At 67.6% G+C, this 20,498-nt stretch carries 21 protein-coding genes and 3 pseudogenes; 7 read left to right on the forward strand and 17 right to left on the reverse strand.

Annotated features, from left to right (window positions below):
• Positions 1-222, forward strand: a pseudogene (locus ABT001_RS33470) (IS110 family transposase); the annotation flags it as partial.
• 285 nt (positions 223-507) lie between these two features.
• Here the strand turns inward: ABT001_RS33470 and ABT001_RS33475 are convergent.
• The 9 genes and pseudogenes from ABT001_RS33475 to ABT001_RS33510 all read right to left on the reverse strand — a co-directional run bounded on the left by ABT001_RS33475 (position 508) and on the right by ABT001_RS33510 (position 8,842).
• Positions 508-948: a peptidoglycan-binding domain-containing protein gene (locus ABT001_RS33475; protein WP_351285211.1), complete on the reverse strand. Its 441-nt coding sequence runs from the start codon at positions 946-948 to the stop codon at positions 508-510.
• Positions 949-1,510: 562 nt separating this feature from the next.
• Positions 1,511-1,993 (reverse strand): annotated as a pseudogene (locus ABT001_RS36180) (hypothetical protein); the annotation flags it as partial.
• A gap of 56 nt (positions 1,994-2,049) precedes the next feature.
• Positions 2,050-3,246: a winged helix-turn-helix domain-containing protein gene (locus tag ABT001_RS33480; RefSeq protein WP_351285212.1), complete on the reverse strand. Its 1,197-nt coding sequence runs from the start codon at positions 3,244-3,246 to the stop codon at positions 2,050-2,052.
• A complete protein-coding gene (locus ABT001_RS33485) occupies positions 3,243-4,535 on the reverse strand; it encodes an MFS transporter (protein ID WP_351285213.1) in 1,293 nt (430 codons plus the stop codon). The genes ABT001_RS33480 and ABT001_RS33485 overlap by 4 nt, the downstream gene beginning before the upstream one ends.
• Positions 4,532-5,251: a hypothetical protein gene (locus ABT001_RS33490; protein ID WP_351285214.1), complete on the reverse strand. Its 720-nt coding sequence runs from the start codon at positions 5,249-5,251 to the stop codon at positions 4,532-4,534. Before ABT001_RS33490 ends, ABT001_RS33485 begins: the two co-directional genes overlap by 4 nt.
• Positions 5,252-5,380: 129 nt before the next feature.
• A complete protein-coding gene (locus tag ABT001_RS33495; protein WP_351285216.1) occupies positions 5,381-6,427 on the reverse strand; it encodes a YncE family protein in 1,047 nt (348 codons plus the stop codon).
• Between the two features lie 58 nt (positions 6,428-6,485).
• Complete coding sequence (locus ABT001_RS33500) at positions 6,486-7,181, reverse strand: TIGR02466 family protein (protein WP_351285217.1); 696 nt, start codon at positions 7,179-7,181, stop codon at positions 6,486-6,488.
• 307 nt (positions 7,182-7,488) lie between these two features.
• Entirely contained in the window at positions 7,489-7,803 is a 315-nt protein-coding gene (locus ABT001_RS33505) for an ArsR/SmtB family transcription factor (protein WP_351285219.1), read from the reverse strand.
• 70 nt (positions 7,804-7,873) lie between these two features.
• Entirely contained in the window at positions 7,874-8,842 is a 969-nt protein-coding gene (locus ABT001_RS33510) for a YncE family protein (protein ID WP_351285221.1), read from the reverse strand.
• Positions 8,843-9,064: 222 nt separating this feature from the next.
• Here ABT001_RS33510 and ABT001_RS33515 point away from each other — a divergent pair, with 222 nt between their 5' ends.
• A complete protein-coding gene (locus ABT001_RS33515) occupies positions 9,065-9,493 on the forward strand; it encodes a VOC family protein (protein WP_351285223.1) in 429 nt (142 codons plus the stop codon).
• 152 nt (positions 9,494-9,645) lie between these two features.
• On the opposite strand, the gene ABT001_RS33520 is transcribed toward ABT001_RS33515, so the two are convergent.
• The 3 genes from ABT001_RS33520 to ABT001_RS33530 all read right to left on the reverse strand — a co-directional run bounded on the left by ABT001_RS33520 (position 9,646) and on the right by ABT001_RS33530 (position 11,656).
• Positions 9,646-10,041, reverse strand: a complete 396-nt coding sequence (locus tag ABT001_RS33520) for a hypothetical protein (protein ID WP_351285225.1) — start codon at positions 10,039-10,041, stop codon at positions 9,646-9,648.
• 308 nt (positions 10,042-10,349) lie between these two features.
• Positions 10,350-11,069, reverse strand: a complete 720-nt coding sequence (locus ABT001_RS33525) for a class I SAM-dependent methyltransferase (RefSeq protein ID WP_351285227.1) — start codon at positions 11,067-11,069, stop codon at positions 10,350-10,352.
• A gap of 116 nt (positions 11,070-11,185) precedes the next feature.
• Positions 11,186-11,656, reverse strand: coding sequence for a glycine-rich domain-containing protein (locus ABT001_RS33530; RefSeq protein ID WP_351285229.1), 471 nt, complete (start codon positions 11,654-11,656; stop codon positions 11,186-11,188).
• Positions 11,657-11,846: 190 nt separating this feature from the next.
• Here ABT001_RS33530 and ABT001_RS33535 point away from each other — a divergent pair, with 190 nt between their 5' ends.
• The gene (locus ABT001_RS33535) at positions 11,847-13,142 is read left to right on the forward strand and encodes a helix-turn-helix domain-containing protein (RefSeq protein WP_351285231.1); all 1,296 of its coding nucleotides are present in this window, start codon (positions 11,847-11,849) and stop codon (positions 13,140-13,142) included.
• Between the two features lie 279 nt (positions 13,143-13,421).
• Here ABT001_RS33535 and ABT001_RS33540 read toward each other — a convergent pair whose 3' ends face one another.
• Positions 13,422-14,048: a TetR/AcrR family transcriptional regulator gene (locus tag ABT001_RS33540; RefSeq protein ID WP_351285233.1), complete on the reverse strand. Its 627-nt coding sequence runs from the start codon at positions 14,046-14,048 to the stop codon at positions 13,422-13,424.
• A 104-nt stretch (positions 14,049-14,152) separates the two neighbouring features.
• On the opposite strand from ABT001_RS33540, the gene ABT001_RS33545 reads away from it, so the two are divergent.
• Positions 14,153-14,875 carry a YqeB family protein gene (locus ABT001_RS33545; protein ID WP_351285234.1) on the forward strand — a complete coding sequence of 241 codons (723 nt, stop codon included), beginning with the start codon at positions 14,153-14,155 and terminating at the stop codon, positions 14,873-14,875.
• Positions 14,876-14,926: 51 nt separating this feature from the next.
• On the opposite strand, the gene ABT001_RS33550 is transcribed toward ABT001_RS33545, so the two are convergent.
• The 4 genes from ABT001_RS33550 to ABT001_RS33565 all read right to left on the reverse strand — a co-directional run bounded on the left by ABT001_RS33550 (position 14,927) and on the right by ABT001_RS33565 (position 17,603).
• Complete coding sequence (locus ABT001_RS33550; protein ID WP_351285236.1) at positions 14,927-16,300, reverse strand: site-specific integrase; 1,374 nt, start codon at positions 16,298-16,300, stop codon at positions 14,927-14,929.
• A 26-nt stretch (positions 16,301-16,326) separates the two neighbouring features.
• The gene (locus ABT001_RS33555; protein ID WP_351285258.1) at positions 16,327-16,485 is read right to left on the reverse strand and encodes a hypothetical protein; all 159 of its coding nucleotides are present in this window, start codon (positions 16,483-16,485) and stop codon (positions 16,327-16,329) included.
• Between the two features lie 168 nt (positions 16,486-16,653).
• Positions 16,654-17,046, reverse strand: a complete 393-nt coding sequence (locus tag ABT001_RS33560; RefSeq protein WP_351285238.1) for a tyrosine-type recombinase/integrase — start codon at positions 17,044-17,046, stop codon at positions 16,654-16,656.
• A 125-nt stretch (positions 17,047-17,171) separates the two neighbouring features.
• Entirely contained in the window at positions 17,172-17,603 is a 432-nt protein-coding gene (locus ABT001_RS33565; RefSeq protein WP_351285240.1) for a site-specific integrase, read from the reverse strand.
• Between the two features lie 77 nt (positions 17,604-17,680).
• Between ABT001_RS33565 and ABT001_RS33570 the strand changes: the two are divergent.
• The 3 genes and pseudogenes from ABT001_RS33570 to ABT001_RS33580 form a co-directional block, all read left to right on the forward strand.
• Positions 17,681-17,923 (forward strand): annotated as a pseudogene (locus ABT001_RS33570) (Tn3 family transposase); the annotation flags it as partial.
• 110 nt (positions 17,924-18,033) lie between these two features.
• Positions 18,034-18,645, forward strand: a complete 612-nt coding sequence (locus tag ABT001_RS33575; RefSeq protein WP_351285242.1) for a TetR/AcrR family transcriptional regulator — start codon at positions 18,034-18,036, stop codon at positions 18,643-18,645.
• Between the two features lie 75 nt (positions 18,646-18,720).
• On the forward strand, positions 18,721-20,250 hold the full coding sequence (locus tag ABT001_RS33580; RefSeq protein ID WP_351285244.1) for an FAD-dependent monooxygenase: 1,530 nt from the start codon (positions 18,721-18,723) through the stop codon (positions 20,248-20,250).
• The last annotated feature ends 248 nt before the right edge of the window (positions 20,251-20,498 follow it).

Genomic DNA, 20,498 nt, shown 5'->3' on the forward strand with positions numbered 1-20,498 from the left:
CCATCCCGGCGAGGAAACAAGCAGCTCAAACGGGCCTTCTTCCTCTCCGCGTTCGCCGCCCTGGCCGACCCAACCTCCCGCACCTACTACGACAAGAAGATCAGCCAGGGAAAGCACCACACACAAGCCCTCCTCTGCCTCGCCAGACGACGAGCCGACGTCCTCTTCGCGATGCTCCGGGACGGCACCTTCTACGAATCCCGGGCCGCCACTGCAGGCTGAGCCCCATCACGCTCACCACAGACAACGCAGTCGTATTCGTCGATCGAGTCGATCACGACTGGGTGACCGCAGTAGTCGCACGGGCGCATGCCCTCATCAACCGACTCCCGCGCAGACGCTCCATCGCTCATGACAGCCAGAGTGCCAGGCGAAGTCACGCCCGACACCGTCCCGACCACCTTGACCAAACCCATAGGGGCACCCCCCCCGCGTCCGGCGAACCCCCAGGTGAGCGACTCAGTTCGAGCCGCCATTCGAGGCCGGAAGATAGGGAACAGGCTTAGGTCATGGCAGATAGGTGCAGTCGTACCGCGCGCCGGTTTCGTTGTTGTAGCGGGCCCACTTCATCTTGGACAGGGTTTCGCGGCCGTACTCGCCGTCAACCCGCGCGCCGATCCTGCCCTGAACGTCTCGGAGAGCATCTCGGGTGGCCGGTCCGAAGTTGCTGTCAAGTTCGAGCCTCTTGCCGTAGCAGCTGTTCATGTTCTTCTGCAGGGCTCTGACCCCGGCACCAGTGTTCCCATACTGCAAGTAGCAGTAAATTGTGTTGCTCGCGACGTTGATCGGCACCACCCAGTGCAGGCTCGACGAGTTCCGTATCGTCTTGGATCCGGTGCACAGCCCGTCTGCTGCGTTGGCGGGGGCGGCGGTGATCACTCCGCCCAGGAGGGCCGCCATCATGGTCCCTGTCGCGAGAAGTGCCTTGCTTTTACCTGTTTTGCGCATGCCTATTGGTTCCTTTCAATATGGAGTCTGATCTATGCGCGTCCACGCCTGTGAACAGCTACCTTTCTCTGACCTCGCCCATGAACCGTAGGGTCGTCGTCGGCTTCGGACTTTGTCGTCCGTGCAGAGAACTTTGTCAGTCGTGCACCGCCTCCAGCTGACGCTGCATCAGGCGAGGGTCGCCCTGCGGGCGAGGTCAAGCGCGACCGCATGGCCGTTGCAGCCCCGTACGACGGGCGCGGTAGCCCGGGCCCGGTCGCTGAGTGTGCCGGTCGTTTGCCCCGCAAGGAACGGCCGACGCGCACACCGGAATACGGGCAAGGCGGCGGTCGAGACCGCCTCTGGTTTGCAGCCGCGACTTTGTTGAGCTCAGCTGTCGCTACCGCTGGGACCACGTGAAGCCGCCCTACGGGGTCCGTCAGTTCCGTGGCTCGCAGCGAACGCGCGGGTCATCGCGGAGTGCGGAGGGGTTGGGGTGTTGGTTCGACGGCTTTCGACGGCATCGCGCAGCTTCTCCACGCTCGTACCGCTGGACGCTGACGTGGGCGATCTTCTCCTTACTTCAACAAGCCGAGCAGGTCCAGCCGCTCGGCACCGGCGCCGACGATGCGAAGACCCGGCGGCACACCGCCGACGAAGCCTGGCGAACCCTCGAAGCCCTCGTCCCCCTCCTGCGGTCCACAGCAGAGACGGACCAGGACGACCCAACCAACAGCGACTGCATGAGCTCACCGACTGGCTGCGCCGCTACCCGCCCCGGCCCCCTGACTGGACCTGACCCCGCTCCAACGACCGCAGGGCGCGGGCGCCGATCACCGGACCGTATCCACGTCGTACGGCGCCGGGCCCAGGGCATGGACGCCAGCGCCGTCGCGGCCGCCCTCGATGCCGCCCGTGCTCGCGGCCGTTGTTCCTCCCGTGAGCTGTCTCCCGACCACGGTGGACCATCCTGCAGCGCTAGCTGGGGCGGCGTGCGGAGGCCGGCGGAAGCCGGGCGAAGTGAGACTCCAGCCTGGCAGTTGGAGGCCTTGCCCGCGGTGCCGGTGTACTGCCGGCTACGGAGTTCCGCCTTACGGAGCTCTGCCGCTCAGGTGTGCAGTGTCAACCGTTCGGGCCCAGGCCGTAGTGCACCGGCGCCGCAGCGGCTGTACTTCTCCGACCTTGCTCGGAAGCTGCGCTGGACTCGGTGGTGATGAGGCCGGTCGCGGTGATGAGGCGGGCATAGGCGTTCTCGAGTAGGTGGGGTGTTTCGGGTGGCGCATCGGGCTCTGTGGTCATGCGGTGGATGGTGAGGGTGTGTCCGGTGCGGGCGAGGTCTGCGCGGCCGATCAGTTGATCGTGGGCGAGGAGGGGGCAGGCGTAGTAGCCGTGGACGCGCTGGTGGGCGGGTTTGTATGCCTCAAGGGTGTGGGTGAAGCCGAAGAGGCGCTGAGTGCGGGGCCTGTGCCAGATCAGGTTGTCGAACGGTCCGAGGAAGACGGCCGGGCCGTCCGGCTTGCCAGGGTCGGTAAGGGCGTCGGGATGCGCCCAGGCCGCCTTGTTCCAGCCCGAGACAGTGGCAGGGAGCAGTGAGCTGTGGGGGAGGAGGCGGGTGGCGGCGCGGGTGGGGATGCGGAGGTAGTCGGCGAGGTCGCTGGTGGTGGCGATTCCGAGGGCGCGGCCGGCGTGGGTGAGGAGGGTGGTGAGGCATTCGTCATCGGACTGTGCGTCAGTGTTCAGGTAGGCGGGGAGGTGACGTTCGGGGAGGTCGAGGAGGCGTTGCCATCGGTGTGTGCGGCGGACGCAGATGAGGTCGCCTGCCCACAGCATGAACTCGACGGCTTGTTTGGTCGGTCCCCAGGACCAGCCGTTGCTTGTGTTTTCGCCGCTCGGGCTCAGTTCTTTCTGTGTGAGGGGCCCTTGTTCGCGGAGAAGGTTGAGGATGCGGTCGCGTTCGGTGGGTGGGGGGTATTCGGGGCGGCGGCGGGTGGCACGGCGGCGGAAGGCCCATAAGGGCCAGTCGTTGAGCGGGACCAGTGCGTGGGCGTGGGCGGGGTATTCGAAGGCCGCTGGTGGGGGAGCGATTTGCAGGTCAGCGTCGACTGTGGCCGTGGTGGTGTGGGGGAGGCGGCTGGTGAAGGTGAGTTGGTGGGCCCGGGCCAGAACGTTGATGGAGTCGAGTTGGATGATCCGGAGCCGGGTGAGTACTCCCTCGATGGTGGGCTGGGGGAGTGTGGGGTGGATGCCGCTGGCGGCGACGGCGAGGCGGCGGGCCTCGGGGAGGGAGAGCGTGATGGCCGGGGCTGGGGCTAGCGTCATGTGTGGGCCTGTACGTCGTCGGCCGGTGTGGCAGGGGCGGGGACACCGGTGGCTGGCTGCGTTGTGGTGGGGGGCGTGGGAGCGGGGAGGAGTGCGGCGGTCAGTAGGCCGAAGGCGGCGCAGCCGGTGAGGACGGTGAGCGCGTTCGTGAAGTGTTGTTGGGCGGTGAGGGCGCCGATGACGATGGCGGTGATGCCGTTGCACACGTCGGTGCTGGAGCCCACCCAGGTGTTGGCCTCGGTGCGGACGTCGTCGGTGGCATGGGCGTCGATGAGGAGGAAGGCGCTGATGAACAACGGGGTGACGAACAGTCCGGACAGGAGCAGGAGGGTGCCCAGGGCCCAGGGGGGCCGGGCGAGGAGGAGGAAGCAGGCGGGGAGGGCGAACCCGGCGGTCAGCAGCCGGTAGAGAGTCCACAGCGGGAGGCGGTTGGTGGGTAGGACGGCGTAGAGGAGGCCGCCGATGACGCCTCCGGCGGAGGTCGCGGCGAGCAGGGGTCCGATGAGGGCGGTGGCGTGCTCGTGTTGGGTGTAGGCGGGTACGTAGATGCCCATTCCGCCGAAGAGGCAGCCCATGACGAGCAGCGGAAGCATGATCATGACGATGCGGGGCTGGGCGAGTGGCCCCAGCCACTGGTGCGCGTGTCGTGCCGTTCCGGTTCGCACCGGTGCGGCGGAGGCCCGGGTGGGAGTGAGTCCGTAGGCGCGGGCGGCGGTCAGGTAGAGGGCGATCACTACCAGGAACATGGCGGCAGCAGTCTCGTAGGCGGGGACGGGGCCGAGGAGCGCGATGAGGGCTCCCGCGGTGAGGGGAGCGGCGACGAAGCCGGCTTCCTCGAGGATGCTGTCGGCCGAGTGCACGGCCTTGAGGTCTTGTGGGCTGGTGACGAGGTGGCGCCAGGAGGCACGGAGCGCCGCGTTTAGCGGGGGACTGCTCATGTTCGCTGCCAGGACGAACAGGAGGGTGGTCCACCAGGGCCAGCGGGCAGCGACGCTGACGGCTGCCGTTGCGGTCAGGACCATCGCGCAGGCGCCCATGACCGGGAGCGCGTGCCGGTGCCCGGCCCGGTCCAGAAGGCGCCCGCGCAGCGGAACAAGGAGGGCCAGGACGAGGGTGGTGCTGCCACCGACCAGGGCTGCGCGGCCGTAGCCGTAGCGGTCGGCCAGCGCGAGGAGCAGGGCGATGGGCAGGACTGCGGCGCTGGTGCGGGCGGCGAAGGCGAGGACGAGGAGCGGGCCGACAGGCCGGTGCACGAGCACAGCGAAAATTCCGTGTGTCTTGGGCGTCATGCCTGCGTACCCCTCGCATCTGTGCCGGCATCGGCTTGGAGTTCGGGGTCGGTGGTGTGGGTGGCGGTGGCGCGCAGGGTGTCGGCGTGGAGCAGGACCAGGCGGGCGACGGCTTGGCCCCGGTGCACGGTGACGGGGCGTGTGGGCCGCACGGCGATACTCATCCCGCCCCGGGTGGTCATGGTGTTCACGGTTTTCGCGGAGATCACGCCGAGTGGTACTTCGAGGCCGTCCAGCGGCAGTGGCATGACCATGAGGAACATGTGCTCCGGTACGTGGGCCGACCAGCCCAGTCTCCATTCCACGGTGCCCTGCCCGTTGGGGACGAACATGCCTTCCCAGTGGCCGCTGTGGGCGCGGTGGTCGCCCAGGTGCAGCCAGGCGGCGTCTTTCGCCGCCAGCCAGTCCTCACCGCGCTGCCACAGCCCGGCGCGCCCCAGCCGGCGGCCTACGGTCTGGATGTCTTCCTGGGCGGGAACGGAGATGCCCAGGTCCTCCAGCGGGCTCATTGTGACTGTGATGGGGGAGTGGATGTTCCATCCAAGTTCCTGTCCCAGAACCCAGGGCGGGCAGTCGGCGGGCAGGCGCGGGATGCGCAGGTAGCGAAACGACTGGGTGTAGGCGTCGCGCTCCGCGCGGGCCCCGGCCCGGTCGACCCGGTTCTTGTCCGGCACCACCGCCCACGGCTGGAGAGAACGGAACGTCACATCGGCCATGGGTCTCTGCTTTCTGGCGACGCCTCGAAGGGCGCGGTACGCGCGTGGGTACCTGGTACCGGGGGTGCTGACTGAACGGCAAAGGGGGGCCGGGGACCACCTGTGTGGTCTCCGGCCCCTGTGTGGGGATCAGGCCTGGGCGTCGGCGCGCTCCAGGCGGCGCTGGCGTTCATCCGCGGGCAGGCTGTCGAGGTCGAAGAGCACTACGGAGCACGGCCCGTAGCCGACGTAGATCTCCTCGTAGTCGAAGACGCCTTCGTCCCGGTCGAGCGGAGCCGACTTGAGGTCGACCATGGTCAGGGAGTTCGGGGCGAAGTCGGGGTGGCCGAGCATCATGTTGGCGCGGGAGAAGTTCGTGATGTAGACCGTCTCGTCCGTGGGGTCGACCACGAGGCCGCGCGGTCCCGGGCCGACCGGAATGGTCCGCGTCACCTCCAGGGTTTCCACGTCGACGACCACGATGCTGCTGGTGTTCTCGACCGTGAGCAGTGCGAAGCGGCCGTCGTCAGTGAAGGCGACCGCCCGCCCGCCGCTGGAGCCGACCGGGATGTGCCTGGTCTCGTCGGTCTCGACGCTGATGACGGTCAGGTAGTCCGCCTGGGTGTTCGCGACGAACACCTGACGCCCGGCCGGGTCGATGGCGAGGCTGTAGGGGTGCGCCTCGCGGTCGACGTGGATGCGGGCCAGTTCCGTGACCTGCTCCGGGTTCTCGCCGGCGAGGGGACTGATGTCGAGCTTGCTGACGTAGCCCTCGCCCCACACGCAGACGTAGGCCACCTGTCCGTCGGCGGTGATGCCCATGTGGCGTGGGTCGCGCCCGGTCTGGATCTGGTGGAGCTCCACGTTCAGTTCGATGTCGACGACCGACACGGAGTTCGAACCCGAGTTGGAGACCAGCAGGTAGCGCTCACCCGGCACGATGCCCATGCCACGCGGCCCGTGTCCGACCTCGATGCGCCGTACCTCCTTGAGGGTGACCGCGTCGATCTCCGAAAGCGTGTTCTGGCTCGTGTTGCACACGAAGCCGCGGCCGTCCTTGGTGAACTTCACTCCGCCGCGCGGGGCGTTGCCGACCGGGATCTGTGCGACTGTCCGGTGCTCGCCCGGACCGGTCTTGGCTACGACGGAGACGACACCGTCGTCGGTGTCCGTCGAAAACAGCTGAATGTTCCGCATGTTGTTCCCCTTTTTTCTCCTGGTGATTTTCCCGGCCGGCAGAAGGGCCTGGCAGGGGTCAGGCAAGGATGTAGTTCAGGTTCCAGGCGATCGAAATACGTGCTGACTCTTCGTGGAATACGGGAACGGAATGCCGCAGCCAGCCAGGAAAAATGATCAGCTCACCCGGCTTGCACGTAACCCGGGTACGGTGACTGTCACCGGCCAGTGAAATACCGGCATCGAAATAGTCCACGTTCGGTCTGGGATCCAGGAAATGGAGCTCACACAGGCCAGGTGCTGCCACGTAATAGACCGCGGACAGCGCCGTGTTGGGGTGAAAATGCGCCTCGTGCCGGTCTCCGGGTCGGTAGACGGACGCCCAGCTGCGGCTGGCCGCCACCCGCACCTGCCGCTCCCCGCCGCTGCCCTCGCCCTCCCGGCCGGCGGACCGCTCGAACGCTTCGGACAGAGACTGGCCCGTCAGCGATTCCACGAACCGGCCCGCTGCCGCGCACACCCAACGAGTCAGCCGCACAGCCGGCTCACCACCCCACTGGGTCAGCTCACCCGCCGTCTCCGTCTTGTACCCGAAATCCTTCGACAGCGCCCCCGACCGCATAAGGATGCGCTCCGTCAAAGGGGCAGCCACCTCACCCGCGCCCGGAAACGAAATCCGGGCCACCGGAGTGGAAAACATTTGGGAAATCGTCGCTTTCACAGCACCGTCCGCAGGCTGTTCCATATTCAGTTCCGACGCATCTGGAACAGGCATGAATAACCCCCTCGGATTCAAGCGTGCCCGCCTCGACGGTGAACAGGTACGCCCTGAAGAACGCCAACAGTCTGTTCCCCGACTCGTCGACCTGGCAAGCTATTTGAGCCTGCTCGAAACGGCGCCTGCCCCCGGGGTCCCACCCAGCAGTTGATGCGTACCAGAAAGGGAATCCAGAAACGCGAATAAACGCCTTGGTGCAGTCTCCTTGGAGTGAAAACGATGGCACTCACGCCCCAGAAATCTCCCGCAGCGCATCAGCCACACCACCCCGGCCATGCCCACCGGTGCGATGGAAAACCTGGGGTCAGGCGTTACGGCCGGCTTCACCGACCCCTCGGAGAAGGACCTCGCCCAGTGAAGCGAGGCAATGGTGCACGCTTCCCCCGCTGCGCCGGGTCGTGATCAGTCCTGACCGCCGCAGGACTGTGGTGTGGTGGGAGACGGTCGCCGCAGAGACCCCCACTCCCTCGGCGAGCGCGTTGGTCGTGCTGCCCGGCCGGTCGGCCACTATCAGCAGCACCGCCGCGCGCGTGGGCCCCAGGAGAGAGGCCAGCTCCCGACGCCTCGAGAGGCTCTCATCTCGGGGCTGCGGGCCAGGAGGGGGAGGAGGGCCGCTCATGAAGTCCGCCTTTCCATCAGCACGGAGGGATACTCAGCACGGGAGGGATACGAGGAGCAGGGACCGAACGTCAGGAATCAGGCGACGGACAGCGGATCACCGTCACGCTCTGCGGCGCGCAGCCGACCCGGAGGCTCTCGAACTGCGGCAGCCCGTCCTCGGTGGACAGGTCGACCCCGTCGAGATGGACCACCACCAGGCGCCCCGCCAGAGGGAGAGCGCAGTACACCGTCCGGTCATCCGGATCGACCGCGATCCCCCGAGGACCGGTACCCACCGGGATCGTCCGGGTCACCGACCACTCCAGCAGGTCCACCACCGCGATCGCGCCGAGCCGCTCCAGCGTCACCAGCGCGAACCCGCCCTCGACCTCCACCGCGTCACTGGCGCCACCGAACCCCGGCAGCGCCACGTCGGTCAGCACGCGGCCCGAGGCGAGATCGATCACCGGCAACCGGTCTGCCGTGCGGCACAACACCAGGGCCGGCCCGACGCTGGTCGGCAGAAGAGCGCGGGGCTGGGAATGCGGGCCGAGCGCTGTGCGCCAGGCCACGGACACCGCGGCCGACTGGCCGGCTCGAAGGGAGGTCAGGTCCAGGGCGCAAACGGACCCCGCCCCCTGTTCACACACGTACGCCGCCCGGCCGTCCGGTGCCATCACGATCTGTCGCGGCTCACGCCCCACCGCTATCCGGCCCGTTTCCACGCCCTTGGCGATGTCGACGACGGAGACCGAATCGGCCCCCGCGTTGCACACCAGCAGGACCCCAGCCTCGCGGGCGAGGACGAGGCTGCTGGGAGCCCAGCCGACCTTGATTCTGTCTGCCCTCCGGCGCTGTGCCAGATCAATGACGCCCACCGCGTCCGACACGCTGGAGGCGACGAACGCTCTCCCGTTCCCGCCCTCCACGACCGAGACCGGCCCGGTGCCGCAGCAGATCTCGCCGGCGCCCCGGTAAGAGGAGGGGCCGTGCTTCAGCACAAGGGCGAGGCGGCCCCCGGGCGGATCCACCGCGCACAGCAGAACTGCCACCAGCACCACACCCTCCCTCACCAGCGCCTGGGCGCTTCGCCCGCCAATCCCCAGACGGAATCAGCACGGGCAGGGAATACCACCAATAAGCGCCAATCAGCCATCTAAAAGACGAACTGTCTAGATTCATGAGCTATATGACTGATCATGCAGCCTGGATCGGAACACAAGATTCCGGTATAACCTGCCCAACCCACCCCAACCGACCGAAGCCAGGAAGCCACCACCGTGCCCCACACCACCGACGACACAAGCCCGCCCCCCGCCGGAACCCTGCACCACGTCGAGATCTGGGTCCCCGACCTCCCCCGCGCCACCACCGAATGGGGCTGGCTCCTCGAAAGCCTCGGCTACACCCTCCACCAGACCTGGGACAACGGACGCAGCTGGCGCCTGGGCCACACCTACCTCGTCTTCGAACAGTCACCCGCACTCACCCAGCAACGGCACGACCGCCGCGCACCCGGCCTCAATCACCTCGCCTTCCACGTCCCGACCTCGGACGAAGTGGAAGCCCTCACCGAGAAGGCGCTCAGCACCGGCTGGAGTCTCCTCTTCCAGGACCGCCACCCCCACGCCGGAGGCACGCACCAGCACGCCGCATACCTTGAGAACACCGACCGCTTCGAAATCGAGCTCGTCGCCACCCAGTCATAGACAGCCACCGCCGGGCCTGCTGAGACGGCCGAGCAAGCCGTCGCCACGGCGGCAGAACACCTGCCGACCGGATGCGGGCCCGCCTTCCCCGGCGTGCCGTCACGGAGAGGGCGCGGGGTGGCCCAAGTGCTCAGGTCACCCCGAGCCGCGGCTTACTCGTTGAACCCCGCAGAGTGGATGCAGGAACTGGAGGCGGTATCCCACGGATTCGTCGGATACCTTTTGGCACAGAAGGTCATGACGTAATGACCACCGTTGCCGATGTCGTGCACCGCTCTGCCACACCCGCTGTCACCACCGTCCGACAGGTTCAGGACGCGCTTGTAGCCGCCGGTGGTGACAAACGAGTCGTACCAGAGGGTGCCGTAGACGCCGACCCCCTCCGCTCTGGTGTCGCAGACCCGGAAGATGTCTCCATCGTCGACGTGTTTCATGTAGCCGTAGCCGTTCGAGATCGACTTGTTCGCTGCGGAAGCGGGCGAGGCCATCGCTGCGACCAGTGCGACGGCGCTCGCGCCGGCCACGGCTGCGCGGCTCAGTACAGACACAGATCCTCCTCGTTGTCCGGCGAGCCACTCTTTGCTGCCCGGAACGACACCGGGGTTGCAGAACGCTTCCAGCCCTGGATCGGCCCGGCCGGCAAACGTGCCGCTGTGTGAGTGGCATCACTTTCGTATGTGGCGGAATGGGTAGGCTAGCTGCTTGTGGTCTGGGGTCGAACGCGGCTCGAGCTCGGTCGGCGTTTAGTCGTCTCAGCGCGGGCAACAATCCCGCGAACTGCGCTGGGGCTGGGGATCGCGGATTCACGGTCGGTACTCAAAGTTGGCTGTGGGAGCACGCCAGAGCCTCCGTGGCGTCAGGCAGGGTGCTCGACACGCCTTCTCACGGCGAAAATGCACGTAGTCATCGGTGCCCCGCCATTGGGACCCGGGTCAAGAATCGTGTCCGAGTCAATGAGGTCGAATCCGAACCCGTCCAGCAGCTTCTCCCAGACGGGCCTGTCAAGTACCCACCGTTGCATGGTGCCCACGGAGTCATCCGCAAGGCGGGCGGGGACGTCAGCCGGCCGGCACTCCGTCGCAGGCGGAGCGCCGTTCTTATAGTGCCCGAGAGTGGAGAAGATCAGTCGTCCGCCCGCCCGGAGCGCCACCGCGACCGCCGGGAGCAACACCTGCGGATCACAGAAGTCCACCGCGCCGAAAACCGAGTACGCCACGTCGAGTGTGGCCGGGTGATCGTTCAGGTACGTCGCTGCGTCGGCCTCGACCAGTTCCAGACGAGGGACGCCACCGTGCAAGGCGATGCTGCGGGCGTGCTGTGCTGCGGAGCTATCGAGCGCCAGGACGCGAGCCGGGCCCAAGGCCTGGGCCACGAAGGCGGCCTGGGCGGCAGATCCTGCGCCGAGCTCCGCGACATCGCGGCCGGCGACATTGCCCAGGAACTCTTCGCCGGGGCCCGTGCGCTGGTACCAGTCCCAGTGCAGGCAGGTAAGCGCTGGGCGTCCCAGCGGGGCCGATGCCCCGTAGTGGTGCCACAGGTCGGGCGCGGCCCTTGGGGTCAGTGAGGTTGGAGTCACGGGCACATACTGACCCGTTCCTCATGATCGACGTTGCGGCCTTGCCAGATCTGCACCCTTGCGCATGACACGGCCGCGTCCAGCTGCACCCAGCCGGACGCGGCCGTGAGCGAGCGTCAGTGGCCGTCCTCGCCGGGGCGGCACGGCGTGCAGTTGGAAGAGTCGGCCGCCCACAGCGGCCGGTCGACGTCCCAGCCGGCCGCGGCAAGGATGTCAGCGGTGCGGGCGACAGAGCCGTCGATCTTCATCTCGACCTCGGGCACATGGTGCAGATAGGCGCCGCCGTTGAAGCGTTCGCACAGGGCGAAGTACTCCACGGTGTCCAGCATGACCATGTGGACGCCGATATCGACGATCGCGCCCGGACCCATTCCGAGGCCGCGCCCCTTGTTCTCCATCGCTGTGATCAGGTACGCCACGGCCTGACCGAGAACGCGCTCGGCCATCACGGAGTCGAATGGGTAGTCCCGCATCAGCAGTCCGGTCAGCTTGGCCCACTGCGCATCGCGGATGTAGTCGTGAGGATTCCGGAAGGCGGAGAGACAATCGGTGGTTCCACGGACGGGGGGCTCAAGGACTGCGGTCATCGTGGGCCTCCTTCGGGTGGCCCCGGCGGGGCCGCTGGTAGAAGAGCACCGCGAAACAGTCGAAGCAAGGCAGCCAACACCTAACGCGTGCATACCGTTTGCACGTCCTGCACACGCCATATACGCGGGCCGGGCGAGCCACCTACCGTGGGGAGACGGCTCTCCGTGACGCTCGGCCAATGGAGGCGCGATGCGCACCGTTGAACCACTGTGGGACTCACACCGGGCGGGCAGACTCGTCTCCACCGGTGACCTTGGCGGACTCATCCGGCTGGGCCGGAACCGGCTCGGGTGGCGGCAGGCAGATCTGGGCTCGCGGATCGGCTGCTCAGCCTCCACGGTTTCCCGGCTGGAGCAGCGAGGCAGCCGCGCGGACCTGCAGCTTCTCAAACAGGCAGCCCTAGAGGTCGGTATGCCTACAAATGTCCTAGCGGAGTCTCTGGGGTTAACGGAACCTGCGACCACTAGAGTGACGGCGGTAGGTCCACGAGTGGAGGAGGACCCCATGCGCCGCCGTACCCTGCTCACCGCAGCCGGCTTGGCCGCTCCGGTCGGACTGCTCGCCGGGATGGACACAGCCCTGGCGAATATGCCCGACCCCACCGGCTCCCCCGTCCCTTTCGACCAGCGCCTTGCTGCCGCCCGCGCCGCATTCGACTCCGGACGCAATGAGCGGCTGTTGCGCACGCTCCCCGGGCTCATCGCGGACGGCCACGACGGCACACGCCGCACCCGCTCCGACCTTGCGTACGTGCGGCTCTCCTCCACGTACAGCCTGGCCTCACAGGTCCTGTTGAAGGTTGGCCGCTACGAGCAGGCCCGGCTCACCGCCGACCGTGCCACCGTGTACGCCGAGCTGTCCAACTCCCCACTTGCCGCAGCGGCTGCGGCCCGTGAGCTGAGCATCGTGCTCCGCCACCAAGACCAGCCCGCCGCAGCGCAGCGCCTCATGCTCAAGGCCGTTGCCGATGTTGAGGCGACCGGACTGAGGAACGACGCGCAGGCGTCCGCTTACGCTCAGATGCTTTGCACCACTTCGTACACCGCGGCTGTCGCCGGGGACCGGCCACAAGCCCTCAGCATGATCAAAGAGGCATCCCGGACCGCCCGCGACCTGCCCGACGTGACGCCGACGGGGCGGCTGTTCCCTCTCACTCCCGCATCAGTCGACTTGTACGCCGTCGGGGTGCACTGGGCCCTAGGCGACGCGGGTTCAGCGCTCGAAGCGGGCCGAGGGCTCCGTGCAGAACAGTTCAAGACCGCGGAGCGCCGGGGCCGGATGCACACGGATCTCGCCCGCGCCTGGTGGCAATGGGGCAAGCCTGAACAGACAGCCACCGAATTGCTGTCCGCGGCCCGCGTCTCTCCTGGCGAGGTCCGTGAGCGCCCAACGATCCGACGGATCGCGGCGGAGATCTACGCCCGCCATCCGCGCACTGCTGGCGTCCAGGAACTGGCGGCGGCGGCCGGCCTGCGAACTGCCTGACCGCCGTCCCCTTCGCAGGTCGTCCGCTCCGACGCTGTGCTGTGGGCTGCCGCGGCGGCCGCATGTGAAGGGCCCCGTACCGCGAGGCCTTATCGAGCGGGTCGGCTGTCCTGACACTGTGGCGACGGCCAGCGGTCCGTCAGGGAAGTTGGCCGTCGAGACACGTAGTGCGGCCTCGGAACTGGTAGGCGCGCATGTTGAGGTGTCGCGTATTCGCCGCCGACGCGACCGGAAGTCACCCTGTGTGCCTGCCGCCGTATTGGGTCCTATGGGGCCCGTTCATCGCTCCGGCTCCTGGTGGGTGTTGGGCCGTAGGAAGCGATGGAGGATCAGGCGCAGGGTGGGGAGTTGATCGGCTGGGGTGAAGGACGGGTCGGTGGCGGCGCTGGTGTAGAGAGCGGCGATGAGTGCCATGACCCAGGCTGCGGTGTCGTCCGGGTTCAGGGCAGGGTCGATCTGGCCTGCTGCGACTGCCTTCCGCAGCAGGGTGGTGACGGTGGACCGTTCCTCGTCGTTGTCGCGGCTCAGCAGCGCTTCGAGCTCGGGGTCGCGGTAAGCCTGGATCATCGCCTCCATCACAAGGGCGGGAACTAGTGGTTCCGTGGCAGGGGTGGCGAGAAGGTCAACGGTGTCGAGGAGGGCGGTCCACGGGTCGTCGGCGACGCGAGCGGCGGCGAGACGCTCGGCCTTGGTGGCGCCGTCGTGCTCCTCGTCCTCGAAGACGGCATGGAAGATCGCGCGCTTGTTGGGGAAGTAGTGGAACAGATTGCCCGCGCTCATGCCGGCGGCCTTGCAGATCTCTGCCGTGGTGGTGCGCTCGAAACCCCTGGCGGCGAATAGCTCGGCCGCGGTGTTGACGATGTGCTGGCGCCGTGCCCGATGCCTGGCCGGATCGACTGTCCTCATCGTGGTCCCCTTCTGGTCGACTCCGGGCTCTTCCGTCCCTTCGTGAGTAATAATAAACCGAGCACTCGGTCTATTATTACGGCACAGCAGGAGCGAGGGGGAACATGAGCATGCGCAAGAGACTTGAGCGAAGCCCGCGAGGTGACCGGCTCACCGTGCTCGGCCAGTCGGCGTGGAGCACCGTGTGCGTCTATTTCGTTTTCATGCTGGCGGGGGCAGGTGTCGGTTGGCTGGTCGGCCTCCTGGCCGACTGGTTTGTGACGCTTCCCTGGGCACCGCTGCAGGGGCCGGCCGAGCTCGTTGCCTCGATCCCCGCTCCGTGGCTGCCCGCCGCGGGTTCGGTGACTGGGCTGGCCCTTGGACTTGTTGCTCAGCACGAGCAGTTGGTGATTCGTCTGTCGGATGACCGCGTTGTGCTCACATGCAAGGGACGTGCGCAGGAGTTCTCGTGCGACGCCATCGCCGCAGTGTTCCGGGACGGCAAGCAACTCGTCCTGCTCGGCCACGATGGTGGCGAGCTAACTCGGCAAGAGTGCGACCTGGACGTCAGCCGAGTTGCCGACGTCTTTACCGAGCACGGTTACGTGTGGGCGGACGCCGATCCGCATAAGGACGAGTTCCGCCGCTGGGTCCCTGGCACTCCCGGCCTCCCGGAGGGCGCGAACGCCATCTTCAAAGCCCGCCAGGAGTCGTTGGAAAGGAAGAGTTCCGACGACGACGTTCAAGAGCTTCGTGAGGAACTGGCCCGTCTCGGTGTCATCGTGAGGGACGAGAAGCAACGCCAGTACTGGAGGACGTTCCGGAAGTCAGGTCCGGCCGTGGAATGAATGGTGGTGGGACTGGCTGGACCGTGTCCCTCGGTGAAGCCGAACCTGGTGTCACTGTGTGTGGTCGCCAGGGGCGTACCGGCTCCAGGTTCCGCCAGCCTCAGTGACCAGGCGGGTGGCGGTCTTGTCGTGGTAGCCGAGGGCTTCCGCGATGACGGGGGTCGGGGCCTGGAGGACGAGTTGGCGGATCGCGGAGGTTCTGCCGCGCTGCGGCGGGACGCCGATCTTCCGCAGGTGGACTTGAAGGCTGACCGGGTTCATCGGCTGTCCGGGCTGGCGGCCGGGGAAGAGCCACTGTGAGCTTCTGTTGCTGGCGTAGGGCAGGTGCTGGTGGGACTGGACGTATGCCCGCACGAGGTCAGCGACGGGCTCGGGAAGTGGGGACGGTGGGTCTCCCAGCCGGACGGTGACGGTGCCCCCGTCGTCGACGGTGAGGCGGACGATGCGGGTGACGGGTTGCGCGTAGAGGAGAACGAGCGCGGCCGCGCCCCGGGCCCGCAGGGACAGGGAGTCGTCGTTGAGGGTCCGCCGGAGAATGGCGAGTCGGCGGTGCTGGTGCAGCGGCGCTTGATCCTGATTGATGACCTGGGGCGGCAGGGTGAGGCGGGGCATCCGGCTCGTCTTCATGCACCAGTGAAGGAACGTCTGGGCCGGGCGCCGGGTAGCCAGCTTCTCGGTGTGCCAGGCGAGGAAGACGCCGGCCTGGGTGATCTCCTGTTTCGCCTGGCTGGTCTGGGAGCGTCCCAAAGGTCCCTTCTCCGCTTTGCTCCGCAGGCGCCGCATCTGGTGCCAGGTGGCGAAGTGTTGAAGACACCGACGGTGTTCGGGGTCCTCGATGACGGCGAGCCGTTCGGTCAGCCAACGCTGATAGAGCATGATCTGCCGGTCGACGCGTGGCAGGACGCCGCTGTCCATCAGCAGGTCACGCAGGTGAGCGACGGTTCGCCAGGGTGTTTCCTGGTGCAGCCCGTCGTGGGTGAGCGGGATGCTGCCGGTTGCCAGGTCTCGCAGGAGACGGACGACGTTGGGGTTGCGGAGCCAGATCAGGCGGCTCTTGGGCCGGTCCATCTCCAGCAGGGCGGTGACCAGTGGTTGCAGTGAAGGAGTGGCACGGCCGGTGCCGTCGTCGAGGAGGCGGGTGAGCGTGTCGGCGAGGGTGCAGCGTTCGCAAAGACGCCCGCGGAGGAGGAGCCCTTCGAAGCCGCAGCGGTCGTAGAAGAAGTCGCGGCTGATGCCCGCGCAGTCGCGGCAGATCGGTGTGCCCGAGGTGTCCCTCCGGGTAGCAGCCGGTCGGCTCGGCAGCCGGGGCAGCAGCCGCGGACGCGCATCGCGCGTTCGTAGCAGGTCCGGCAGATCGGGCCGTCCGACCACTCGGCGGACTTCGAGGCCCGACGGCCGCAGCGCGCGCAGTCGCGGATCATCCACCGCTCATACTCCTCCGGCGTCACCGCTCATCCCTCGGGCGTCAGTCGGACCCGTGTGGGGCGGCGGGCAGCGAGGTTGATCGGCGCATCCTCACCGACCGCGCGGCGTGCGGGGAGGTTCTGGGCCGAGGGGGTGATCAGGTCGGTAGGTGTGCAGTCGAGGATGTCGCAGACGGTGGCCAACACTGGCAGGGAGAGCCCGTTCTGGGGTGCCGGAGACAAGGCGGTGGACCTGGGAGGTGGACAGCGTGATGTCGCGTTCGGTCAGGTGCGGCATGAGCTCGGCGACGGTGAACATGCCGCGGGCGGCCATCAGTTCGCACAGGCGCCACCGGTAGTTGATCTGGCGTGGCATCAGGAGGTCCTTCCCGGCCGCAGAGCGGCCTCGATGGTGGCGTCCAGGACGCGTCGCAGGGAGCGGGTGCGGAAGTCGGAGGAGACGCAGGTGTAGATCGCGGTGGTGGAGGCGTGGTCGTGACCGACCTGCTGTTGGACGAACAGCGGGTCGTGGCCGTCCTCGATCAGATGGGTGATGTAGGACCTGCGCAGCGAGTGGAACTCCAGAGCGGGGTCCAGGCCCACGGCGTCCCGGTAGGCGGCGAAGCGGGAGTCCAGCCGCTGGACCCCGATCCGCAGGCCTCGCTCGGAAGGCCAAAGCGCCCGGCTGGCCGAATACCGCATCCCGGTCCTGACCTCGCTGATCCATTCCTCGACGGTGCCGGGTGTGCAGTGCCAGACGGTCAGCACGCTGCGGCGCTGGGGGGGGCGAGCCCTTCTTGGCCTTGCCGTAGCGGACCAGCAGGGTGCCGTACTCACCGAACTCCCGGCCTTCCGGATTGCGTCCGAAGTCGGTGAGATCCAGCATCCGGGTCTCATTGCGGCAGGCCGTAGGCGTACGCGACCTTGAACAAGGCGGCATCCCGGAAGGCCGGCAGCCAGCCCTTGCGGCCCTTGTCGCGAACGCGCAGGACCTCCTCGTCGGCATGGTCGAAGAACGCTTCCAGCTCGGGCCGGGTGAAGGCCCGTCGTTCCGGCTCGCCCTCGGCTTCATCGGCGTGCGTCGCGGCGTTCCAGTCGTAGACCACTTGAACTGGGTTGGTCCCGAAGTGCCGCAGGCACTCGTCTGTCCAGCCGTAGACCGGGTTGGTCAGGAAGTCGCAGAACTTCCGCACGGACCCTTGGTAGTTGCGCAGGGTGGAACGGACACAGCCGTGCACGGCCCGCAGATCGGCCGACCACTCGTCGATGTGTTGCGGCGTCCACTGCCACGGCATCACATCGGCATGCCGGGTGAAGACCCGCACGGTACGTTCCTGGTCATCGACGTACCCGGTGAGAGATTCCGGGCGAGCTGCTGGTTGCGCCAGCACTTGATCATCGCCTCAACGCCATCGTGCTCTGGACCACGAAGTACATCAACGCCTCCCTCGCCCAGCTCCGCGCCGAGGGCCACGAAGTCCGGGACGAGGACATCGCGCGCCTGTCCCTGCTCAAGCACCGCAACCTGAACCTGCTCGGCCGCTACAGCTTCACCGCCAGCACCCCGGCCGCCGGCTCCCTGTGCCCGCTGCGCGACCCGGATACGTCAGAGCTGGACGAGGAAGACGTTGGCCGCGAGGACTGACACGGGCGACGGGATCTCGGCACGTCGCCGAACGATGACTCACCCCCGACCCAGAAAAATGCGTGGCACGAATTATTGCGTGCCTCGCACTTTCTGTTAGTGTGAACGGTATGAGCGGTCTACGGGAACGCAAGAAGGAAGCCACGCGTGCGGCGCTGAGCTGGGCCGCAGTCCGGCTCACCGCCGAGCGAGGGTGGGGTGCGGTCAAGGTCGAAGACATCGCCGCGGCGGTCGGCGTGTCGCCGCGCACCTACAACAACTACTTCTCCAGCAAGGCCGAAGCGATCGCCTTCCGGCATCTTGAGCGCTCGTTGCGGCTCGCGGCCGAGCTGCGTCACGGACCGCCCGGTGAGCCGCTGTGGGAGGCGATCATGCGCGCGGCATTGCGGCAGTTGGAGCCTGGGCCCGAGGTGGAGCACATGCCGCCTCAAGGCCCCGACGAGTGGGCGGCCGGCCTGCGGGTGATGCTGGCCGAACCCGCACTGGAGGCCGAGATGCTGCGCGCGGGCAAGATTGCGGAGAAGGAGCTTGCCGCGGCGATCGCCGACCGCACAGGCATGAACCTCGGGACCGATCTCTACCCGCGCCTGGTGGCCGCGAGCGTGATGGCCGCAAGCAATGTCGCTCTCGAACTGTTTGTACAGGGTGGCACGGGCGAGCCGATGGAGGTTCTGCTGCCCCGAGCTCTGCGCATGGTGGCCGCCGGACTCCCCACCCCGTAAATCCCCCTTCTCGCTCTGAACAGGGGCTGCTGCCCGCAGCCTCAACCCCGCCGCGCCCTGGAAAGGTGAATTGTCATGCTTGATGTCGTAATCGTCGGTGGCGGCCCGAACGGGTTGATGCTCGCCTGCGAGCTGGCACTGGCCGGGGTGCGCCCGGTCGTGCTGGAGCGTCTGGCCGGCCCGAAGACCGAGGCCCGCGCCAATGGCTTGGTCGGTCAGGTGGTGCGCATGCTCGACCGGCGCGGCCTCTACGCGCGCATCAGTGGGTCCGAGGAGCCGCCCCGCCCCGCGCCCCGGTACATGTTCGGCGCAGTCACGCTGGATCTCACGGGGCTCGGTGACAGCAATCCCGTAAGCCTCCTCCCGGCGCCTCAGGAGCACATCGAGAAGGTTCTCGCCGAACGCGCCGTGGAACTGGGCGTCGATCTCCGCAGGGGCCAGGAGGTGACCGATGTGCATCAGGAGGACGACTTCGTCCGGATCACCCTGGCCGACGGCGAGACGTTCACCACCCGCTACCTGGTAGGGGCCGACGGTGGCCACAGCATGGTGCGGCGCCTGTCCGGTATCGGCTTCCCCGGCGTGACCACCGACGACTTCATCACCCGCTCCGCGCACGTGTCCGTGGCGGACGAGGATCTGGGCCCCGACGGCAGCCTGCACGTCCCCGGCTACGGCACCCTGCCGCCCCTGCTCTACGTGCGCACGAAGCACGGCACGATTGCGTGGGGTCTGCTTCCCGGCCGAGTGCCTGTCCTCAACACCACCGAAACCGGCAGCCCGGACGAGTACACCACCCCGATGACCTTCGAGGAGATGATGGCGAGCGCCGAACGCGTGCTGGGCGTGCCCGTCCCGCTCGCTCCGCCCCAGGGAGAGGGGCCCCACCTTCTTCGACGGCTGCTCGGCGGAAACACTCGGCTGGCAGAACGCTACCGGGACAGGCGGGTCCTGCTCCTGGGCGACGCGGCCCACGTGCACTCCGCGATCGGCGGCCCCGGGCTCAACCTCGGTCTGCAGGACGCTTTCAACCTCGGCTGGAAGCTGGCCGCCACCGTGCACGGGTGGGCCCCCGAAGGTCTGCTCGACACCTACGACGAGGAACGCCGGCCGGTCGCAGAACACGTCGTGGCCTCGACCCTGTCCCAGTCGGCGCTGATGCGCCCCGGACCGGAAGTCGGAGCGCTGCGGACCGTCTTCGGCGACCTGCTCGCCACACCGGGCGGCACGGAACACATCGCCCATCTGCTCGCTGGCACCACCGAGGGATTCGCACCCGACCTCGTGATCCACACCGACACAGGCCCCCGCCGACTGGCCGACGAGACCACCACCGGCCGCCCTCTGCTGCTGGACCTGAGCGGCGACTTCGCCGAGGCCGCGCAGCCCTGGCACGACCGGGTCGACGTCATAAGCGACACGGCCGACGGCACGAGCGCGGCAGGTCTCCTGCTACGCCCCGACTGCCACATAGCCTGGACCGGAACCGAACCGAACGACGTCAGCGGCCTGCGAGCCGCGCTGTCCCAGTGGTTCGGCGAACCGCAGAACGACGCCCACGAACCGGGCACCTCTCGAAAGGGGATCAGCCCCACTTCCGAGTGAGAACGGGCTCTGCGAACGGACTCGGGTTCGGTGAGGGTCTGACGGCCGTTGAATGATCTCGCTCGCGCAAATGACCGTTTATGAGAGTCATTCGGCATCGGGGCCGATGTCGCTCACTATCTGCGCCTGGCGGAAAGAACTGGGCAACTCCGAGGCATATCAGGCGCCAGCCGACCGAAATGCACGGCGTGACCTGCGAGTTCCGGTCAGTTGATCGGCTACACCACTCGGCGGGACGCCATCCCACC

Source organism: Streptomyces sp. NPDC002793 (assembly GCF_040295485.1).
Lineage (GTDB): Bacteria > Actinomycetota > Actinomycetes > Streptomycetales > Streptomycetaceae > Streptomyces.